Origin of the sequence: Lactobacillus sp. M0393, assembly GCF_016102025.1 — a bacterium.
GTDB lineage: Bacteria > Bacillota > Bacilli > Lactobacillales > Lactobacillaceae > Lactobacillus > Lactobacillus melliventris.
The window spans coordinates 53,225-71,093 of the sequence record NZ_JACFPK010000001.1; the positions used below are offsets into that span (position 1 = coordinate 53,225).

Here is a 17,869-nt window from a genome sequence, read left to right on the forward strand (position 1 = left end):
TCCTCGAAATTATCTTAATTTGGGGGTCATATCACATTTTAGAACTAATCCTTTTTTGTTTGTCTTTCTAGTAAGCTTTAGGCGAATTCAGGGAAGTTTAAAGTTTTTATCTGTTTTTTAGTGGTTTTTAACAGCCAGATTGCCTGATCTACTTGTGCCAGCGTCGCTTTGCTCGACCGTAAGACAACAGCAGCATTAGCTAAAGCATAGTCATAGCTCTGCATAAGTCCATCATAATGGACACTCTCGTTAATAGTTTGCTGTCCAGAAACAAAGTCTTTCTGGAGCTTCACTTTATCGCTGTCGGTTGCTACTTTTTGTTTCTGCTCGGCTGCTAACGAAGTGTTTACAGGAGAAAGTTTTATACCCCAGCTAAATTTCACATCACTTGCTTTGACGAAACTGTTAGCTGCTATTATTTTTTCACTGGTGGTGAGAATGGTTGGCCCATATTTTTTGTCAGTCGCCCGGGCCTTCAATTGTGTGCCATCATTATTGATAAGGGCTTTTCTATCTAAATTGTTACTCAGAAGGTGGTAATACAACTCAGCTTTGTTTGTAGCCGCATTCCAAATATAGAATAAGCCGTCAACATTAAAGTTAGACTGCTTTGCAGTGTTAAAACTAATTCCAACGGGTTTTCCTGTGGCGTCATAAAGCTTAACGTTTGCAGTAGTCTTTGCAGTAACAAAACTATAGGTTAAATCAGAGTAGTCAGTCGTTGGTAAGTAATTTCTCAGGTTGATACAGTTTTCATCTATGTATTCATTATGATGATTATGCAGGCGGAAAATATAGCCTTCAAAATCTTCTGCCCAAGGTTCAACGGCTAAATCAACTTTTATTTTCTGCCCCTTTTTTAAAATATGTTTGGTTTTCATTTCGTTTAAAGTCTGAGTGGCTGTCTTTTTAAGAACGGTGGCCGTTGTAACCCCATTGTAAGTTAAAGGATAACCATCTAAACTTGCCACATTATAGGCTTTGACATAGCGATTTTTACCAATGGCATAATAGTTTTTCCCTTTAATTTTTGTGAGTGGCAGATAGAAAATATGCTCATCGTTATCTGATTTAAAGTATTTACTATAATAGTATTTTGGTCTTGACTTAACTTGTTTAACTTTGCCTTGATATTTAACGATAGCTCGCTTAGGTAAAGTGTGGCCACTCTTGTTACCGGCTTTAGTATAAACAGCTGATTTTTGTAATAAAACTAATTTGCCCTTTTTACTGTTTTTACCGTTAACTTCCTTGACATCTGCGGCATTAATGTAGCAACCTTTACCAATATTATAGAATTTTTGGCCCTTAATTCTTTTAGTGCCATAGTATTTCATAACATCTGCATTAAAGCTATAGATATACTTATAACCACTGGCATCATCTTCCGCATATGGCAGATCGTTATTCTTGTTTTTAATTTTATGACCATATTTATTATAAAGATGGGCACCATAGATTAAAGTAATTTTACCCTTTGCGGTCTTTTTACTGCTTTTAGCAGCCACTACTGTTTGTATTTGATTGCAATTTGCTACAAGTGGAGTCGCGACCAGTGCTAAAATAGCCAAGCTAATTCCAATTCTTTTTGTCAGCTTCATAATTCACCCTCACTATCTCTACTACTTTCTGTTAAATTTATTATAACCTAATATACTTGTGGTAACACATGGCTTAAAGTGAAATGACATAAGTCTGACAAAGTTTAACTTAAGTTTTAAATTATTAATTAGATTTAAGCAAAATGCCCTTATAATAATGGTAAGAGAAAAGAGGTCACAAGATGAAGTTACCAAATTTAATCAAGTTTAAAAAAACTGGGATAGGTATTGCAACAATGGCATTAGGTTTAGTCGTAACGGTGCAAACTAACTTAAATGTAGCTGCAGCAGCAACTCCTACTGTTGTCCCAATTAGTGCGACAGGTTTGCCATCTGATGCCGGTCTTTGGACTGGCACTGATGGCAGCTGTACGTGGAAATACGATGTTATTAGTAGAACTTTGCGGATTAGTGGCCCGCAAAAGAGCAGTCAATTATCCAGCACACCATTTTTAAAGCAGTTTAAATGGTCTGGTAATATTGAGCATATTGTGTTTGAAACGCCGGTTCAAATGGCTCCGAATTCGGCAGAAAAGTTTGCCGGTCTTGAGTATTTGGAGGATATTACAGGTCTCGACAAAGTTGATACTAGTCAAGTGACAAATATGGCTTTGCTTTTTACTAATGACAAAGCTCTAACTAAAGCTGATGTTAGTCACTTTGACACCAGCCAAGTGACTAACATGGAACGAATGTTTGACAACACAGCCTTAACAGAAGTAGATTTGAGCAGTTTTAATACCAGCAAAGTCACAAATATGAGCGGTATGTTTAGAAACAGTCCGATGCGACGTCTTAATCTGAGTAGTTTTGCTACCAGCCGAGTGACCAATATGGCAGAGATGTTTGCGGATAGCGATGTGGCAGAACTTAATCTGGCTAATTTTGATACTAGTAATGTCACTAACATGGCTGGTATGTTTGCTGGAATAAAAGTTCCTGAACTAAATCTTAAGCACTTTGATACCAGAAAAGTTAATAATATGTCTAGGATGTTTTCCAGTACCCAAAATTTGTCAAGTCTTGATCTGAGTAATTTTGCTACCAGTCAAGTGACTAATATGGCGGAAATGTTTTCGGGCAGTAAAGTTATTCACTTAAACTTGGCTAATTGGGACACCAAAAAAGTCACCAGTATGAAAAATATGTTTCAAGGGTGTTCTAACTTAACTAAACTTGACTTAAGTGGCTTTAATACTGGTAATGTTACAGATATGTCGGGTATGTTTGCAAAATTCGCTCACTTGGATCAGCTAAATTTCAGTCACTTTGATACGAGTAAAGTTAAAGATATGAGAGAAATGTTCGCATGCAATCCGACTGTTGCTAGTTTGGATTTAAGTAGTTTTGATACCAGTAGCGTTACTAATATGATCTCGCTGTTTTCTGGAGACAGTTCTTTGGTTAAACTCAATTTAACGGGTTGGAACACCAAGAACGTACGCTGGATGAATTCAATGTTCAGTGGCGACAGCAGTCTAAAAGAGGTTGACTTAAGTCACTTTAATACTGCCAACGTTACTGATATGCTTAGGATGTTTAAGGGTGCGAAAAGTCTTGAGCAGCTTGACCTGCATACTTGGGATACACGCCAGGTTACCAGGGTCAGCCAAATGTTTATGGACTGTGATAATCTTGTTTTTGTTGATTTGCGTGGCTGGCAGTTACCAAAAATGTATGATTCAACGGAAATGTTTACTAATGATCAGAAGCTCGCTGGAGTTGATTTAAGCCATTTTAATATTCATAATAGTCAGATTTTGAAAAATGCTGGTAATCCTAAAGGCTTTGTTGTCAAGCTTGGGCATTACCGCTTACGTAAGAGTTCGGGAGTAGGCAAAGGCTTTAAACATATCCAAGCTGTTGGCAAAGGGACAATTAGAAAGCCGAAAGGCAAAAAATATACTGCAAAACAATTGCTAAAACTGTATAACCATTCGGCTAAAAAGAGTCCTAAAGAAACCTATGTCATGTATAATGGCAAAAAGCCGCAGCTGCCTAAAGGGTTCAAGCTTAAATAGATAAGAAAAAAAGGCTAGTTCGTTTTTAATTACGAATTAGTCTTTTTGTTTATGTTAAAAAATTAATCACCCTGAGGGACAGACATAGTTGTCAGCTGCTCCTTTGCCGTTTTAACGTACCAGACAGCTTCATCTACCTGAGCGATAGTTGCTTTATCAGATCTTAACATAGCAGAAGCATTTCTTAAAGCACAATCATAATTAGACATAAGATCATCATAAGCACTATTTTTTGCTAGATCTTTTCCTTCATTAAAAAGTGTGAGCAGTTCCTGTTTGTCAGCTCCTGTAGCAATCTTTTGCCCATTTTCAGCCTGCTCAATCGTATTCAGAGCTTTTAGCTTTAACCCGCTAACGTATTTCACATCGTTTACTTTAATAAAGTTATTGCCATAAATTAGTGCTTGCTTTTTTGCAGGGTAAGTTGGCCCTGAATTTGGTGCTGGTATTGGCTGGCTGTCACCAATCACACTCTCGTTGCTGTAATTTAGGCAATGATAAAACAGTTCCGCCTTGTTTTCCTCGGGTACCCAGAGATACATTAAGCCATCAACTGTAAGATTACTGTATTGCGGCTTTATGATGCGTTTACCAATTGCCTTGCCAGATGTGTCATAAAGTTCAACACTATTATCTGCTAGTGGAGTGATATAGGTGTAAACCAAGTCACTATAATCAATAATAGGCAGATTCCTTTTCAGCTTAACATTGTCCTCATCAACATATTCATCTGGGTAATCATGTAATCTGTATATATAGCCCTCGAAGCCATCACTTTCATAAGGAATAACAGTTAAATCAAGTTTAATCTTTTGTCCTTTTTTGAGTTTCCGCTTTGCGGCAGAAAAATTTATTGTTGTAGTATAAGTTCTTTTAGTAACTGTGGCATTTACAGTGCCGTTGTAACGAGCAATGTGACCATTAATGTAACCGACATTGGCTGCCTTGATGTAGCGATTATGCCCTAAAGAATAATAATATTTCCCTTTAATTTTGTGAGTAGGTATGTATCGGGGTTTGAAGTATCTGTCTATATCTTTAAGATAGTAAAAATATTTGGGTGTTTTAATAGCAGTCTTAGCTTTTCCTTGATACTTGACAATTGCATTAGTTCTTAATTTCTTACCGGTTGCTTTGCCAGTCTTGGTGTAAATCAGTGAATTGTGATTGATAGTCAATTTACCTTGTGTGATATTGCGCCCATTGACTTTTAAAACATTAGCACTATTAATGTAATAGTTATGCCCTAAGTGGTAAAATTTTTGTCCGTTAATTTTTTTAGTGCCGTAGTAGGGATAGCTGGTTCTACTGTCATCATCATAAACTATCATTTCTGTAGTCAAATAGCCCTTGGGATCAGCATTAAAGCCGTTAGGAATGTTATAGCTATGTGTACTCTGATTTTGCTTCAATTTTATTTTATGGCCTGACGGGTTGTAAACATAATCACTCTCAAGCAGTGTGACTTTTCCTTTGGCTTTCTGAGCTGCTTCTACTGTTTGGGGGTTAGCGGTATATGGCAAAAATAGAGTGGTGGATAGAGCCAGGGCTGTTAAGCCAATGCCAACTTTTTTGAAAAATTTCATTTTATGACCTCGCAAAAAATTACTTATGTTAATATCATTGTACCCTAAACTGCTACTTAAAATTGTTTTATTATATAAATTGTTAGAACTTTTGTCTGGTTTACAATATTTTGGCAAGGGTAAACTAATTTTCAAATTAAGCAATAAAAATAGAGCTAATCCACCATAAAAGTGGACTAACTCCATTTTTTAATTTAACTCCATTCAGCGAAGTTTAAAGTACTTAATTGAATTTTGGTTGTGTCAAGTAGCCAAAGTGCCTGTTTTACTTGAGCAATCGTGGCTTTTGGAGATTGTAAAACAGAAGAAGCAATCATCAAAGCATTATTAAAATTACTTACTGCACTTTGTTGCTCACACTTAACATTCTTGTTATTCTTATTTTCCTCAAATTTTTTTTGCAATTCTTGCTTATCCTTATCTGTTGCTACTTTCTGCTCGCTTTCAGCGTCTTTGGCAGTATTGAGAGGGGTAAGTTTAATTCCACCGGCAAAAGTAACATCACTAGCTTTGACAAAACTGTTAGTATAGCGAATCTTATCTTCTGTCGATTCAATTAGTTTATTGTTTTTGTCAAGCTCTGGTTTTTTAAGATCAGTGCCGTCGTTATTAACGAAATAGCTTCTGTCTGTTCTGTAGGTTAAAAAGTGGTAAAACAATTCTGCTTTCTTTTCACTAGGTACCCATAAGTAATAAAGACCATCAACGGTCAAGGGGCTTTGATTACGATTCCTGTAACTGATGCCTGTTGTAGTGCCGTCAAAATTATAGAATTTAGTATTTGTCGTCGTATTAGGCTTTACATAGGTGAATGTAAGCTCATCGTAACTTGATGTTGGCAAATAGTTTCTTAATTTAATGTAACCTTGACCAACATATTCGTTAGGATAATCGTGCAGGCGATAAATATAGCCTTCAAAGTCTTCTGCCCAAGGTTGAACCGCTAAATCAACTTTAATTTCTTGACCCTTTTTGAGAACGTGCTTAGTAGAATCATTGGTTAAAGTTTGAGTTGTCGTCTTTTTAAGAACAGTAGCATAGGTAACGCCATTGTACATAAGGGGATACCCATCTATACTATCAACGTTATTTGCTCTAATATAACGATTTTTCCCTATTGCATAACAGTCTTTACCATTAACAGTTGCTGTCGGCAAGTAATAAAAAGTTGCCTTTTGCTCAGAAACGTTAAATTTTGCAAAGTAATATTTTTGATTAGATTGGGTTTGCTTAACTTGGTCCTGATAGTTAACGACTGATTTAACTGGTAGAGTCTTGCCTTTTAGTTTACCTGTTTTAGTATAGATCGCAGATCTGTGATTCAAAACCAGCTTACCAGTCTTAGAGCTTTTACCGTTAACGTTATTAACATCACCGTCATTAATATATTCTCCTTGACCAATTTTATAGTATTTTTGCCCATTAATCATTATTGTCCCGTAATAATCTAAGGAGTCGACATCAAAAGAAGAAACATAGCAGAAACCATTAACGTCTGGTTCAATTACAGAATAATTCCCGTTTTTTCTTGCTTTAAGTCTTTGACCATATTGATTATATACGGGTGCGTCATTGACTAAAGTAATTCTGTTTTTAGCTAGTTTTTGTGCTTTTGGCGCAGCTTGCACTGTTTGAATATGATTTAGACTTGGCAGCAGCGGACTAATTGTCAACACTGTTGCGGCTAAGCCAATACCAATTTTCTTGAAAAATTTCATAACTTCACCTCATAATATACAAATTCTTTACTTATATCATTGTACCGCAAACTAGTTAATAAATTTATCTCAAACAAGCGTTCGATTATTTTTGCTTGCTAACAAATGCTTGTATAATTAGGTTAGTAATTGTCTGAAAGTAAATAAAAAGAAGATGACATGATGAAGCAAGAATCTTTATTTGCAAATAGTGGACAAAATGAACCATTGGCTAACCGTGTACGCCCCCAAAACCTAGCTCAGTTTGTAGGGCAAGAACAGCTGCTGGGACCGGGGAAAATATTGCGGGAAATCATTGATAATGACCAAGTTTCTTCAATGATTTTTTGGGGACCACCTGGAGTCGGCAAAACGACTTTGGCGGAAATAATTGCCCGGCAGAGTAAGGCGAGTTTTTTCAACTTTAGTGCAGTTGACAGCAGTATTACTAAAATCCGCAAGATTATGAAGCAGGCTGAAGCAGAACACGAAGTAGGACAAAAAACACTGGTATTTGTAGATGAAATCCATCGTTTTAATAAAGCACAACAAGATGCTTTTTTGCCTTACGTTGAACGCGGCAGTATCACGTTAATTGGTGCCACGACCGAAAATCCTTCTTTTGAGGTTAATTCAGCGCTGCTTTCGCGCTGCAAGGTTTTTGTCTTAAAACCGCTTGAAGTCAAAGACATCATTAAGCTATTGCAAAATGCTTTGCACAACCCTAACGGTTTTGGCAAGCTAACCGTTAAAATCAGTTCGCAAGAGATTAAAGCCATTGCCAAATTTGCCAATGGTGATGCCCGGACGGCTTTAAACACGCTGGAAATGGCAGTTTTAAACGGCAACAAAAATGGTAATACGATCGCTGTGACCATGGACAATTTGGGACAATTAATCACGCAAAAGTCAGTCTTGTATGATAAAGACGGGGAAGAACACTACAATATTATTTCTGCTTTACATAAATCAATGCGTAACAGCGATGTAGATGCAGCAATCTATTGGTTGTCGCGGATGCTTGAAGGGGGAGAAGATCCACTTTATATTGCACGTAGACTAGTACGCTTTGCCAGTGAAGATATTGGCTTGGCAGATACTAATGCACTGAATGTGGCGGTCAACGTCTTTCAGGCTTGTCAATTTATAGGGATGCCGGAATGTGATGTGCATTTGACTGAAGCAGTGATTTATTTGTCGCTTGCGCCAAAGTCAAATGCAGTTTATAAAGCTAGATTAGCCGCTGAAGAAGATGTTAAGAAGACGATAGATGAACCAGTGCCTTTGCAAATTCGCAACGCCCCGACTAAGTTGATGAAAGATTTGGGCTATGGTAAAGGTTACCAGCTGGCACATTATGCTAAAGACAAGTTAACGACAATGAAAACTATGCCGCCAAGCTTGGCAGGCCACGAATATTATCTGCCAACCTCGCAAGGTCATGAAGACCGCTTTAAAAAGAGGCTGGAACAGATTAAAGAATGGCACAAAGAACACGATAAATAGCCTGAAATTGTTCCTAAAGTCTGGTTTCATTAGTTAGATTATAATGTGGCACTTCTATTCAAGTGCCAACTAAAGACAGGCAAACCACAATTTGAATGGTTTGCCTGTTTGCTATGAATTCGAATTTGTCCTAATTTTGGGATTAACAGCAGAAGTGAAAGTCACAGCTTTTTAATTTACATAAGTTACAAAAGGTTACTTTAGTTTGATAAAGTTATTAATTTCACAAATAAGTAGTATTATCAATGTGAAAAGAATAACTAATAGGAGGAAATAAAATGAATATTGCGCAAGCAATCAAAGTAACTTTTTCGAATGTTGCGATTGTCAGTTCAATAACGTCAACAATTTTCATTATTCTATTGGGCTTTTACCTGCGTAAACGCGGTATTTTTACCGAAAAGTTTGGTAAAATATTGTCCAAAATAGTTTTGACAGTTGCGTTACCAGCATTGGCTTTTAACTCATTCATGCAACCAATTAGCAATGAAACTTTATCACAAGGGATGAATGTTTTAATCTGGGGAATTGTAATTTATATCATTTTGATATTCTTGACCCCGTTGTCTTATGTTAAATACCCTAAAGATAAAAGAGATGTTTTGGCAGTACTAACCACATTTGGTTCAACTACTTTCTTTGGTATTCCAATTGTAGGGGCTGTTTTCGGTCCTAAGGGTATCATGTACAGCTCTATCTTTAACATTGGTTACCGAATCTTTTTATATTCATATGCGTATATCAAGATGTCCGGACTCAAGATGAAGGCCAGCAACTTAAAGAAGATGTTTGTTAACCCAGTCGTAATTGCAACATTCTTGGGTCTGATTTTATGGTTGTGCCAAAATTACGTACCTCAAGTAGCTGTTAAACAAGCAGTTAACGGTGTAATTAATGCCAATGCACCAATAGTTCACGTTGCGTTTTATCGTATTGACCAAACCGCAATTTGGCTATATAAACCAATGCAATATTTAGCAAATCTGGCTTCACCTCTTGCTTGGTTATCAATCGGTTCTACTTTAGGCTCAACTTCATTCAAAGAAGCTGCTGCTAACAAGACTTCATGGTACTACAGTTTTAACAAGGTTATATTAGTGCCAATCTTGAACTTACTGCTCCTAGTTATTTTATCTGTAACTAATATTTTACCTGTTAGCTACATTGCATTAGGAACAATTATCATCATGATGGCTACACCAACTGCAGCTGTTGCATCATCTTATGCAATCAGTTTTGACCGTGAGCCGGTGTTATCTTCTGATGCATCATTTATTTCAACAATTATGGCAGTTATTGCCATGCCAATATGGATCGCTTTTCTGGGCGTTCTCAGTCAAATTGGTATATTTCATTAATTAGGAGGGAAATTTTAAAATGTTTAAAATAGTAGCCTATGGCGTTCGCGAAAATGAAGTTGATTATTTTAAAAAATTAAATAAATATAATTATGAATTGCAGCTGGAATCCGACATGTTAACTCATGATAATGTTGAAACAGCTAAGGGAGCAGATGCAGTTTTACTCAGAGCCAACTGTGTAGGTGATGCAACCAACTTAGCCAAATTCAACGAGTGGGGCATTAAATATGTTTTCACGAGAACAGTAGGATATAACCATATTGATCTTAAGGCCGCTAAGAAATACGATATGAAAGTTGCCCGCGTTCCTGCTTATTCACCATACGCAGTGGCTGAATTAGCTATGACTTTAGGGATGATGCTCTTTAGACATACCGCCTTAGCTACCACCTTGACTAATAAGGGAGATTTTTCAGTTTCGACTGCCACTTTTTCAGGGGAAGTTCATTCAAGTACAGTAGGTATCATTGGTACTGGTAGAATTGGAGCTACGGAAGCACAACTGTATCATGGCATGGGGACCAATGTTTTGGGCTATGATCCTTATCCGAGTGATTTTGCCAAACAATACGTAAAGTTTGTAAGTCAAGACGAATTACTAGCTCAATCAGACATTGTTTCAATTCATGTACCGTATTTCCCAGGGCAAAATGATAATTTGATAGATGAAGCTTTTCTAGGTAAAATGAAGAACAATGCGGTTCTGGTCAATACTGCCAGATCACAACTGGCAGATTATCCTGCTGTAATTAAGGCGATTAAGGATGGTCAAATTGCCGGCTTTGCCAGCGATGTTCTGCCTGATGAAGCAGAAGTTTTGGGTCATAATTATAATGGCAATATCACTAATGATTTAACCAGACAATTAACAGAATTATATCCTAAAGTTTTATTAACTCCTCATATTGGTTCATATACCAGTCCTGCTTTAACAGACATGATTAATGTCAGTTATGAGAACTTCCACCAAGTATTAGAGACTGGTCATACTGATAATGATGTGAAACTTGACTAAAGTTTATCTAATAAAAAACAAGCTACGACAATAGCTTGTTTTTTTATTTATTCAATTTGTATATTTTAATTGGCCGACCAACCTTTAAATAGTGCACTTTAGCTGAAAGCTTGCCGGTTCTTTCCAGATAGTCCAAATATTTTTTGGTAGTAATGCGTGATAACTTTGATTGTCGTGCAACATCTTGATTGGAAAATTCACCAGCAAGTTGGGAAATAGCAGTTTTAATTTTGGTTAAGGAAAAATCTGAAAGTCCTTTAGGCAACCCGGTCTCATCATTTAAGTTATTCATATCTTGGGTAATAAAAATATGATCAAGTTCACCTTGTGACACCGTGTTGTTTTTTTGCAATACTTCGTTATATTTTAAAAAATGTTCAATTGCCTCTTTAAAACGTTTAAAAGAAAAAGGTTTGAGCAAGTAGTCCAAAACACCATATTTTAAAGCCATATTGATGTTGGTACTGTCTTTGGCGGCAGAAAGCATAATGACATTGGGATGGAGATTATGCTGAATAAATTGTTCCAGTAATTCGGTGCCAGAAGTTTTAGGAAGGTAAACATCAAGCAGAATCAGATTAGGGTTGATTTTTTTAGTAATTGCTAGTGCCTTTTTGGCAGTAGCAGTTTGATATACAGTCAGGTTTTCCGGCTTAATAATTCTCATTAAATATTGTTTGTTAATCGAGCTGACCATCGGGTCATCTTCAACTATTAAAATTGTTAACATTTTATTCCTTTTCGTTTTTTTCCTGCAAAGGCAATTCTATATAAAAATTGCTACCATGAGGTTTACAAGATGAAACTTCAAGATGGCCACTATAGGATTTAATGATTTGCTGCACCAGAATAAGTCCATAGCCGTGATCCTTGCCCTTAGTTGAATACTTCTGTTTAAATAAATGCTTTTTAACTGCGCTCGCAATGCCAGTACCAGTATCAGCAACTTCAATAATTAAGACTGAGCTTTCACTATCGAAATTAATTGCCAAGGTGATTTTGCCGCTATCTTTAATTGCTGCAAGCGAATTATCAATGAGGTTGCCCAGTATTTTAATCAGGTCTAAATTTAATTGCTCAGTTACAACCTTTTGCGGTAAATTGGAGTCTGGCGTAATTTCCAAGTTGACTCTTTGCTCTTGCGCCTGGTTCATTTTTCCAGTTAAAAAACCAACAAGCGCAGGGGATTCGAGCTGTTTATTCAGTTGACCAAATTCTTGCTGGTAATTTTGGTTTATTTTTGCAATGAATGAATTAACTTGATCATACTGCTTTAATTCAATCATGCCGTAAATTGCCTGCAATTTATTTAAAAATTCGTGTGACTGTGCCCTTAGTGACTGAATGTATTGTTGGCTGCCGGCAAGCTGTTCGGATAACTTCTGGTATTTGGACTGATCCTGCAGTAGAGCTACTTGACCAAAAATCTGCTTATGGTATACCAGCTGGCTGACCGAAACAATATATTCTTTAGCATTGATCAAGACAAGTTCATTTGTCTTAGGTAATTGTTGGCTGTCTGCAAATAATAAATCAATTAGATTTTTATCCAGGGCTTTTCCCACCATTAAGGAAGGGAAAGATTTTTTAGCCAAATAATTAGCAGTAATTAAAATTTTGTGATTATTTACAACAATAAGCGCTTCATCAATACTGTCATTAATAGCATATAATTCTGTGAGCTTAAATGCAATTTCGTTTGGTTCCATATCAAACAGCGTTTTTTTAATGCGTCTTGATATTAATAAAGCCAGCAGTATGCCAATTATTAATGAAACTAGAGAGCCAATTACAACTGATCTTTGGGCGACTCGAATAACTTTATTAATTGATTTGTCAGTGAGACCAACACAAACTATTCCGATTTGCTGCTTGTGTGCAAAAATTGGGCGGAAAATCCGGTAGCCAGTTCCCAAAACACCCATACGGTGAGAATAATGCGCCTTACCAGAGCTTGATTTTTGAGCATCAGAAGGCGAACTGAATTTTTTGCCGATATGATTCTCAGAAGGATGGGAATAGCGGACGTAATTATTGTCAAGTACCACAATAAAGTCTACTTTAGTTTCTTTTTTAACTTGTTCGGCATATTTTTGGATCGGGTTATATGTTGTGGGTTTGACTTTTTTTCTTAAAGCAATTTGTACCTGCTCATTATTGGCCACAATTTTAGACACACTATTAATTTCTTCTTTGATGATTTGTTTTTGATTTTGCGCTACTTTGTATGAGGTGATGGTTCCAGCAGTTAGAATAAAAACAATGGTGGTAAAGAAAACCAGAAAAATAGTTTTTGTTTGCAGCGTAAAACGTGTTTTTTTAAACATATATCTGCCTTTGATATTGGATAACTTAATATCTCTTTCATACAGCTGAGACCCCTTAATTATTATTAGAATAATATTTTTGATAAAATCACATTTTACTTATACTATAAAATATGATAAAATGATTAAAATAAATTAGAAGAGAAAGGCTGTGGGAAATGAGATGAAAATGAAATTAGCAAGAGTTGCTTTACTGTGGTTGTGTATAATTGAAATGGAGGCTTTTTTCTCCAATAAGCCGAATTATAACTTAATATGGTCAATTAGTGCATTCATCATAACAATAATTGCTACGGCTTGCTTTGAAGTAAAAGAAGAAACATTTACTAAGCAAGTCGAAAATGATTTATTTTATTTTATGGCATTGCAAGGTGCACCTATTAGTTTTGAAACTTTATATTTGTTGAATATGACAGATGAACAAGAAGATCACCCATTATTGATACTCTTAATTATTGTATTAAATCTAATCTGTGTGATTTTATTTGACTATTTAATTAATCGGGCTAAATTTTACCAAGCTGAAAGTAAAAATGAATAAAATTTAACAAGATTTGAGTACCAGGCAACTATACTGCTTGGTATTTTTTCTAGCATAAAGTACGTAAGACTATTTGATAGTCCCTGGCTTTATTTCTGGCTTATTCGAAAACTTTTCAATACTAATCAGCTTTTTCTTTAGTTTAGAGTGAAACAAGTATGAACCTTTATTTGATAAAAAAGCGACACCATTCTCTTTACCATTATTTGCTTTTAAGCTAAACACACTGTCACTTATGCGTTTATATGTGCCTCTTTCAAATTGATGTCCGTCGACATTTATAGCATATTCGGGGTCCAAACCAAACGAAATTTCCACATGAGGATTGGAAGGATTTAGTGGCATTGCATTATTAGTAAAACCCCCAAATACAGTGGGCGGGTTTCTAGTATCATAGAGCAAAAAGCCTAAAGTGATAATAAATAAGAATCCAAAAATGTAGGTAGTAATTTTGTAACCATTTTTCTTCATGAGTTTTTCTCCGATGGTGAGGTAAAAGTAGAGGGTTTTCTAATAGCGTAATGCTTGTTGACTATTTATCTACATATAATAATAGAATCTAATTTTTGTCAAACTTAATTTGGAATTTACAAAATAGCGGCATTAATAATATACTTAAATAAAGTAGCAGTGTATGCATAATAGCAATCGATTATATGAATATAGGCCAAAAAATGAGTACATCAGTGATAGAAAACGTAGAAATTAACGGCGCTAAACTATATTTTTCAATTAGTTCAAAGCAAGGCCGGAAACCAATCATTTTATATTTGCATGGTGGTCCAGGGGATGCCTGCATTCCCTTAACGAAAAAATTTAATAGCGAACTAGAAGATCATTTTATTTTTGTTAATCTGGAACAAAGGGGCAGCGGACTATCGTATTACAAGTTTTCACCTGAAGAAGACTTGTCCATTGACACCATCTTGGCAGATATTCATCAGTTTGTGCTTTATTTATTAAAACGGTTAAAACAAGATAAATTGATCATTATGGGTCATTCTTGGGGCACGGTTTTAGGGCTCTATTTTATTCAAAAGTATCCAGACCTGGTTACGCAATACATCGGAATTGGTCAAGTCGTTAATATGAAAAAGAATATTGCTTTACAAAAAGCTTTTTTAAGAACAAAAATGAAAAATACTGCCAAACTTGACCAACTTGATTTTGTCCATGAACCAACTAAGGCCAGCCTCAAATTAACTAAAATGATTGTGGCTTATGGCGGCTCAATTTACGGTGCTAAAAACTACCGCAAATTAATTGGTCCTTTTATATCTGCTAAAGATTATTCTTTTAAGGACTTAATTCATCGCTTGCAGGGCTCGAAACAATCAATTCAGTATTTCTGGGAAGAATTAATGGACGTTAATTTTGAAAATGTTCTGCATTTTGCCGTTCCCATCACTTTCTGTGAGGGCAGGCATGACCACCATGTGTCCTTGCAATTGACTGCAGAATATGCTGCTAAAATTACTAGTCCGTGCAATATAATTTGGTTTGACCATTCCGGTCATTTCCCGCAGTGGGAGGAGCCAACTAAATTTAATCAGGAAATTATTAGGCTTTTAGAGTTACAAGCAAACTAAAAAACTGGCAAATCACGTTATTAACAGCGTGAGTTTACCAGTTTTTTATGTTTAATTAGACCTTATTAATTATTCTGAAAATTACTCAAAAACTTGACGGTTTTTTCATTTTGCGGGTGATTGAATAATTGATCTGGCGTGCCTTGTTCGGTAATGACGCCATCGCTGATGAAAAACATTTGGTCGGAAATCTCTTTAGCAAATGCCATTTCGTGGGTTACGATAATCATCGTTAAACCAGTAGTAGCCAGGTTCTTCATGACGCTTAAAACTTCTCCGACCATCTCAGGATCCAAAGCACTAGTAGGCTCATCAAATAACAAAATTTCTGGATCCATGCAGATAGCACGGGCAATCGCAACCCGTTGTTGTTGGCCACCTGAAAGCTGGCTGGGACGAGCATTAACGTATTGCTCCATGCCTACCTTTTTCAGATTGGTAAGTGCAATTTGGCGGGCTTCGTCTTTTGACCGTTTTAATACCAATTCTTGACCGACCATACAATTGGCTAATACATTCTTGTTTTCAAACAAATCAAATTGTTGGAAAACCATGCCGACTTTAGCCCGATAAATATTGCGATTGTAGTTTGGTGCCAGGACATTTTCACCATGAAAATCAACCTCGCCAGCGGTAGGCTCTTCTAGCAGGTTAATGCAACGCAAAGTTGTTGATTTACCACCACCTGAAGGACCGATAATGGTGGCAATTTCACCTTTATTAATGTCAAAAGAGATATCTTTTAACACTTGGTGTTCACCGAATGTTTTCTTGATGTGCTTTAAACTTAAAATAGTTTCGTTTGTTTCAGTCATTAGTTCTTAGCCTCCATGTCTTTAGGTGTGCCCACTTGAACTTGGTTTGCCATTAAGTTGTAATTCTTACTTCCTTGGAGGTGTTTTTCAATTAAGTTGAAAATTCTCGTGATGGTAAAGGTCAAGATGAGGTAGATAGCAGAAATTGTCAGGTAAGTTGGGAAGAACTTGAATGTCTGACTAGCAACAGTTGAACCAACGAAGAACAACTCTGATACGGAGATGATGCTCAGGACTGAAGTATCCTTGATATTAACGATAAATTCGTTAGTAATTGAAGGTAGGCAATTCTTGATCGCTTGTGGCAAAATAATGTGCCACATTCTTTGATTATGAGTCATTCCCAAGGCACTGGCTGCTTCAAACTGACCTTCGGGTGTAGAAATAATACCTCCGCGAATAATTTCGGCTAAATACGCTCCAGTGTTGATGGAAACGATGATTAGTGCGGCGACAGTTCTGTCAATATTCAGGTGCCAGAATTGGGCAATACCATAGTAAATCACAGCTGCTTGCACCATCATTGGCGTACCCCGGAAGACTTCGATGTAAACCGAAAGTAGCCAGTTAACAAACTTGAGCAGCCATCTTTTACCGGTAGTAGTTGGTGTAGGAATGGTTCTGACGATACCAACTGCCAGACCGATAAAGAAACCTGCAATAGTACCAACTGAGGCCAGAAGCAGCGTCATGCCGATACCATTTAAGATCATGCCGCCATATTGGCGCCACATTGATACTAACCACGGTTCTGACTTAGCTTTTTTGCCTTTTTTGTTATTATCTGTTTTAGGCTGCTGCTTAACAGCTTCAGTCATTAGCTTAGTTCTTTTTGCTTCAGGAATAGTAGCTAATATCTGGTTAACACTCTTAAGCAGAGCTTTGTTGGGCTTGGCGATTCCGATTGCAGTGACAGATTCATCTTTAGTAGCGTGGAAACCAGCCATTTTGCTGACAGGAATTGACTTAATATCAGGGTCAACCATCTTAAAGGAAGTTGATTCAGTGTCCTCGGCAACATAGCCGTCAATAGTACCAGAGATTAAACTTTGCCGCATAGCCGCAAAATCACGCATAGCTGGTTGACGCTTAGCGCCCTTTAATTGCTTGATCAGGTCGTAGTGGAAAGTACCTTGCTGCGCCGTTAATTTTGCACCCTTAAAGTCGGTTAGTTTCTTAGCGTTAGCGTATCTGCTATTAATCTTGGTAATTACCACGAAAGTACTGTTTCTATAAGGCTGAGAGAAATTAATAGCCTTTTCCCGCTCAGCTGTAGGGCTCATGCCGGCAATAATCAAATCAGCTTTGCCGCTGGTTAGAGCAGGCAGCAAACCATCCCATTCGGTCTTAACCACTTCAACTTTTCGATGTAATTTTTGCCCAATAATTTTGGCAATTTTAACATCATAGCCATTGGCGAATTCTTTTGAACCCTCAATAGGTACAGCACCATTGGCATTATTAGTCTGTGTCCAATTGTACGGCTGGTAATTAGCTTCCATGGCTACTTTTAATGTGCCCTCATCTTTTTTGGCATCAGCTTCAGTAAGACTAAAATTAGCTGCTATGCTCAAACAAGTGAATAAGGCAACTAGGGTAGCCAACCACTTAAATCTTGACTTCATTTTGAAAACCTCCACAAAATATGTTTCAAATAAAGCCAATACAATAAAAGCGTAAACAAAAACCTCGCTGTTAATCAAAACAACGAGGTTCATAATCTATTTTTAAAACAAATCATATAGCGCTCCCTGGGGACTAACCAGGACAGTCTGCAAAATATTCTCTTGCAGCCCAACAAGAAAATTGA

14 protein-coding genes are annotated in these 17,869 nt (G+C 36.7%); 6 read left to right on the forward strand and 8 right to left on the reverse strand.

What is annotated here, in order from left to right; translation table 11 throughout:
- Nucleotides 1-77: 77 nt before the first annotated feature.
- Nucleotides 78-1,601, reverse strand: a complete 1,524-nt coding sequence (locus tag H3R29_RS00275) for an SLAP domain-containing protein (protein ID WP_198202229.1) — start codon at nt 1,599-1,601, stop codon at nt 78-80.
- 182 nt (nt 1,602-1,783) lie between these two features.
- Between H3R29_RS00275 and H3R29_RS00280 the strand changes: the two genes are divergently transcribed.
- Nucleotides 1,784-3,622 carry a BspA family leucine-rich repeat surface protein gene (locus H3R29_RS00280; RefSeq protein WP_198202230.1) on the forward strand — a complete coding sequence of 613 codons (1,839 nt, stop codon included), beginning with the start codon at nt 1,784-1,786 and terminating at the stop codon, nt 3,620-3,622.
- 62 nt (nt 3,623-3,684) lie between these two features.
- Here the strand turns inward: H3R29_RS00280 and H3R29_RS00285 are convergent, their stop codons facing one another.
- A complete protein-coding gene (locus H3R29_RS00285; protein WP_198202231.1) occupies nt 3,685-5,208 on the reverse strand; it encodes an SLAP domain-containing protein in 1,524 nt (507 codons plus the stop codon).
- A 194-nt stretch (nt 5,209-5,402) separates the two neighbouring features.
- Nucleotides 5,403-6,926, reverse strand: a complete 1,524-nt coding sequence (locus H3R29_RS00290; RefSeq protein WP_198202232.1) for an SLAP domain-containing protein — start codon at nt 6,924-6,926, stop codon at nt 5,403-5,405.
- 162 nt (nt 6,927-7,088) lie between these two features.
- On the opposite strand from H3R29_RS00290, the gene H3R29_RS00295 reads away from it, so the two are divergent.
- From H3R29_RS00295 to H3R29_RS00305, 3 genes are all read left to right on the forward strand, one after another.
- Nucleotides 7,089-8,411, forward strand: coding sequence for a replication-associated recombination protein A (locus tag H3R29_RS00295; RefSeq protein ID WP_198202350.1), 1,323 nt, complete (start codon nt 7,089-7,091; stop codon nt 8,409-8,411).
- 278 nt (nt 8,412-8,689) lie between these two features.
- Entirely contained in the window at nt 8,690-9,769 is a 1,080-nt protein-coding gene (locus tag H3R29_RS00300) for an AEC family transporter (protein ID WP_122025520.1), read from the forward strand.
- A gap of 19 nt (nt 9,770-9,788) precedes the next feature.
- Nucleotides 9,789-10,787 (forward strand): NAD(P)-dependent oxidoreductase, encoded by a 999-nt coding sequence (locus H3R29_RS00305; protein WP_198202233.1) that lies wholly within the window; start codon nt 9,789-9,791, stop codon nt 10,785-10,787.
- A gap of 43 nt (nt 10,788-10,830) precedes the next feature.
- Here the strand turns inward: H3R29_RS00305 and H3R29_RS00310 are convergent, their stop codons facing one another.
- Together H3R29_RS00310 and H3R29_RS00315 are read right to left on the reverse strand one after the other, a co-directional pair.
- Nucleotides 10,831-11,517 carry a response regulator gene (locus H3R29_RS00310; protein WP_198202234.1) on the reverse strand — a complete coding sequence of 229 codons (687 nt, stop codon included), beginning with the start codon at nt 11,515-11,517 and terminating at the stop codon, nt 10,831-10,833.
- A gap of 1 nt (nt 11,518) precedes the next feature.
- Entirely contained in the window at nt 11,519-13,114 is a 1,596-nt protein-coding gene (locus H3R29_RS00315; RefSeq protein ID WP_198202235.1) for a sensor histidine kinase, read from the reverse strand.
- Nucleotides 13,115-13,283: 169 nt separating this feature from the next.
- On the opposite strand from H3R29_RS00315, the gene H3R29_RS00320 reads away from it, so the two are divergent.
- Nucleotides 13,284-13,655, forward strand: coding sequence for a hypothetical protein (locus H3R29_RS00320; protein ID WP_143443996.1), 372 nt, complete (start codon nt 13,284-13,286; stop codon nt 13,653-13,655).
- Between the two features lie 69 nt (nt 13,656-13,724).
- On the opposite strand, the gene H3R29_RS00325 is transcribed toward H3R29_RS00320, so the two are convergent.
- Complete coding sequence (locus H3R29_RS00325) at nt 13,725-14,126, reverse strand: hypothetical protein (protein ID WP_122025529.1); 402 nt, start codon at nt 14,124-14,126, stop codon at nt 13,725-13,727.
- 215 nt (nt 14,127-14,341) lie between these two features.
- On the opposite strand from H3R29_RS00325, the gene H3R29_RS00330 reads away from it, so the two are divergent.
- Nucleotides 14,342-15,244: an alpha/beta fold hydrolase gene (locus H3R29_RS00330; RefSeq protein WP_198202236.1), complete on the forward strand. Its 903-nt coding sequence runs from the start codon at nt 14,342-14,344 to the stop codon at nt 15,242-15,244.
- 65 nt (nt 15,245-15,309) lie between these two features.
- On the opposite strand, the gene H3R29_RS00335 is transcribed toward H3R29_RS00330, so the two are convergent.
- Nucleotides 15,310-16,059, reverse strand: coding sequence for an amino acid ABC transporter ATP-binding protein (locus H3R29_RS00335; protein ID WP_198202237.1), 750 nt, complete (start codon nt 16,057-16,059; stop codon nt 15,310-15,312).
- On the reverse strand, nt 16,059-17,684 hold the full coding sequence (locus H3R29_RS00340; RefSeq protein WP_198202238.1) for an ABC transporter substrate-binding protein/permease: 1,626 nt from the start codon (nt 17,682-17,684) through the stop codon (nt 16,059-16,061). The genes H3R29_RS00335 and H3R29_RS00340 overlap by 1 nt, the downstream gene beginning before the upstream one ends.
- Nucleotides 17,685-17,869: the final 185 nt, after the last annotated feature.